This window comes from Azomonas macrocytogenes (assembly GCF_014191985.1).
GTDB lineage: Bacteria > Pseudomonadota > Gammaproteobacteria > Pseudomonadales > Pseudomonadaceae > Azomonas > Azomonas macrocytogenes.
Genome location: NZ_JACHXI010000050.1, coordinates 1 through 3,451 on the forward strand (window position 1 = coordinate 1; position 3,451 = coordinate 3,451).

The following is a 3,451-nucleotide window of genomic DNA, read 5'->3' on the forward strand; positions in this document are numbered from 1 at the left end:
ATCACTGCCGAGCTGAAGGCTGGGCATGATGTCACACTGGTTGGCTTTGGTACTTTTTCGGTGAAAGAGCGCGCCGCCCGCACGGGCCGCCATCCCAGGACAGGCGAAGAGCTCGCGATTGCTGCTGCCAAACTACCGGGATTTAAGCCGGGAAAAGCGTTGAAGGATGCGTTGTCTTGACCGCGCTGTGATTGAGCAGTTCCTGCACCAAACGAATGTCGTAACCACTTTCAAGCAGTAGGGCTGGCGTGGCTTTCAGGACATCTATCGAGGCGGTAGAATGTTCTGCACACTAAGCAGTTAGCTGTAGAAAGGTAGCGGCAAAGGCCAACATTCCCTTGAAATGGATGACCTTCTTCTCATAACGCGAGGCAATCCGCCGGTAGTATTTAAGCTTGCCGGACAGGCACTCGATCACGTGCCGCTCCTTGTCGAGATGCCAATCGCAGGGCGTTGCTCGATACGATTCCGACGGCCTGGATCTGGTGCTCCTTCAGCCACGCGAGAAGCCGGTTGGCGTCATAGCCCCTGTCTGCCAACAGTGCCGACGTATCGATCCCCGCCATGAGTGGGGTCGCTTGGGTGATATCGGCCACCTGGCCTGGCATCAGAATGAAACGAATCGGTAATTCCAGGGGGCATCGGTCAGCGCATGGATCTTGCTGCCAAAGCCTCCTCGCGACTGTCCCAGTGCTTCCTGGGCAGCAATGCTGTTAGTCACCACGATGCTCTTGCAGCAAACGTATGGCGCGCTCGCACATCTCGGGGAAAACGTGTTTTGTTTCTTCATGGCTCCATTCTCTCAAAGCTTGGAGCCTCCTCAAAACCGGGGCAGTTCAGGAAAGTATTTCAGCCCGCGCGTTTCGGATTGGATCTAGCAGTGAAGAAAAAATTGGCATACTCACCAAAACTGAAGATTTTCCTTGTCTAGTGAAGAAAATCTTGGCCATCAGGACTGAACGATAGGATTTCTGAAATGCAAGCCGCCGGCTACGCACTTCTTCACCAGCAGCTGCAACTCACAGCGGTACCGCTGCGCCTGCCTGCCATTGTACAGCCTGTCACGCGACTTGAGCTCATTGGCCAAACCATGGCGGTGCCACCCGCCATCGCGCCGGCTGCAGATGACTTGCTTGGTCACGTGCTGTTCGCCCTGAAGCACGAAGGGATCAACCTCACGATTCTCGCCCAAGCGCTACCACGTATCCCGGCTGCAGACTTCGAACGTATGCTCCAGGCAGCGCCCAATGGGATCTACATCAGAAAGGCCTGCTATTTGAGGGAAGCCTTTACCGGCGAACTGCTCACGCAGCATACCTCTGTGCGAGGCTCTTTCATCCAGCTTTTCGATCCGGAGCGCTACATCACCAGGCCCGGAGAGCGAAACTCAAAATGGCGCGTTGAGTTCAATGGATTGGGCGATCTCACGTACTGCGCTACCGTGGAGCGCACTCCTGAGATCACCGACCTGCTGGTCCATGACATTCTCGGCCGGGCCAGGGCCTTTATAGAGTCTCTCCCCCCGGTCATGATGGACCGGGCGATCAACTGGGCTTACCTGCACGAGACCAAGGACTCATTCGCAATTGAGCGAGAGGCACCGTCGGAAGACAAGTCGCGGCGCTTCATCCAGCTACTACGCCAGGCCCATGAGCGTCAGCCGTTGACCGAGGACTACCTGGTAGCCTTGCAGAACGCAACGGTGATGAATCCATATGACTTGGCCGCAGCCTTCAGGCACGAGCAGAATCATCTCGCCGGCAGCCTGCAGGGGGCCGCAGGGGTGACGTATGTCCCACCGCAACCAGATCTTTGCCGCGAGCTAATGGAGAGTCTCATGCGTTTTGCCAATGAGGCCCCGCTGCAGATCGATCCGTTGGTGGCGGCTGGGGTCATCTCGTTCGGCTTCGTGCTGATCCACCCCTTCATGGATGGGAATGGTCGTCTGTCGCGCTTCCTGATTCATCAAGCACTTTGTAACGCCGGCGCACTGGAGAACGGGCTATTGCTACCCGTATCGGTGGCTATGAAGCGTGAGGAACGTCGCTACTTGGAGGCGCTGCAGACTTTCTCCCGGCCAGTTCGAGACTTCTGGGATGTACAGTGGATCGACTTTGGCCAACTCGCATTCCAGTTCCGTGGTGACAACGCGGTGTACCGCTACTGGGACGCGACACCTTGCGTGGCCTTCACCATGGCGATGGCTAAGCATGCCCTGGAAGTAGAGCTTCGCGAGGAGATGGCTTTTTTGGAGGGCTATGACGCCGTCTACCAGGCCGTAGACGAGCGATATGACGTCCGGGGCAGCGAACTCGCCAACCTAGTCATGATGTGTTTGACGAATGGGGGGATCGTGTCCAAGCACCGGCGTAAGCAGTATCAATACACGGTTCCTGAGGAAGTGTTCGACTTCATCGAGCGGATCGCTCAGCAGGTGTTTGCGGCCCAGCGCGCCGAAATTGAACCGGAGTGAATCGCCCTAGTTACGACTTGGTTACGTTGCTGCATGAGAACCTCCAAGAATGGTGAAAGTATCGCTTCCTGGCGTCCGTTTCAGCGGAACAGGTTTCAAATACGCTTTAATTTTGATGGCTCATTCGCAAGCAAAGTCAGCCTTAACGACCAGCAAATTTTTGATTGCACCGGAGTCTGGTCCAAGAAGGACAATGCAATTTATTGGACCTATCTATACAGCGCACCGGAACTGCCGCAATCCTCGCGTGAAGATATGGACAAGATCCTGAGTGCCAAGGAGGATCAAGTGGTACTCAAGTCGAGTCTTACCGGTAAACAACGAGTAATGAAGCGCGCTTCTCATTAAAGCGTGTTATGAATTTATACCGTTGCCTTTAACCGATCCTTGCCAGCAGCAACTGGCAATTTCTACCGCTTGTTGTCTGTAGCGACCGGTCGGTTTGGGTCAATTGTGTTGAAAAACTCGAGAACCAAGCCACTGCCATTTGCCCTGAGGGCATTTTTTAGGTTTTCAGACTGAAAACGGGACAGTGAAGCTGATTTTCTAGATCATTTCATCCAATTCTCTGTGCTGCGGGCGCAACTTGCCCGCCAAAGGGTTGTAGGGAACTGGCCAGCTTGGCCAGCCGACGCAGGTTCTGGACAGCAGCAGCCAGAGTGAATTCATCCCGGGCACCGCTCAGTCCCCGGAGCCGCAAGCGGTCCAGTCTCAGGATGCACTTGAGGGGGGCAAACAGCATCTCGGTCTTCTTTCGCTCACACTGAGATTGCTGGTATTGGGCGGTCTCTTGGATACCCCGAGCCACTTCCCGAGCGTTCTCATGGTAACCGTCCGGCCAAGTCATCTGGCTTGAACCCGCCAAGCTAAGAGAGGGTGTTCACCTAGTAGTGTGAGTTAGAAATTCGTTTGCAGAAAGAGGCGACCGAGGTCAGGATTTCATCGGCTGTCTTGGTCCACACGAAGGGCTTTGCGTGA

At 55.1% G+C, this 3,451-nt stretch carries 4 protein-coding genes and 1 pseudogene; 3 read left to right on the top strand and 2 right to left on the bottom strand.

The window, feature by feature from the left end:
• The coding region (locus tag FHR87_RS18700) for an HU family DNA-binding protein (protein WP_183168276.1) at positions 1-180 on the top strand (180 nt) is incomplete at its 5' end.
• A gap of 209 nt (positions 181-389) precedes the next feature.
• Here the strand turns inward: FHR87_RS18700 and FHR87_RS19705 are convergent.
• The gene (locus FHR87_RS19705) at positions 390-608 is read right to left on the bottom strand and encodes a transposase (RefSeq protein ID WP_183168277.1); all 219 of its coding nucleotides are present in this window, start codon (positions 606-608) and stop codon (positions 390-392) included.
• 368 nt (positions 609-976) lie between these two features.
• Between FHR87_RS19705 and FHR87_RS18710 the strand changes: the two genes are divergently transcribed.
• Together FHR87_RS18710 and FHR87_RS18715 are read left to right on the top strand one after the other, a co-directional pair.
• Positions 977-2,473: a Fic family protein gene (locus FHR87_RS18710; protein WP_183168278.1), complete on the top strand. Its 1,497-nt coding sequence runs from the start codon at positions 977-979 to the stop codon at positions 2,471-2,473.
• A 33-nt stretch (positions 2,474-2,506) separates the two neighbouring features.
• Positions 2,507-2,821 (top strand): hypothetical protein, encoded by a 315-nt coding sequence (locus FHR87_RS18715; protein WP_183168279.1) that lies wholly within the window; start codon positions 2,507-2,509, stop codon positions 2,819-2,821.
• Positions 2,822-3,029: 208 nt separating this feature from the next.
• Here the strand turns inward: FHR87_RS18715 and FHR87_RS18720 are convergent.
• Positions 3,030-3,299: pseudogene (locus tag FHR87_RS18720) on the bottom strand (transposase); the annotation flags it as partial.
• Between the last annotated feature and the right edge of the window lie 152 nt (positions 3,300-3,451).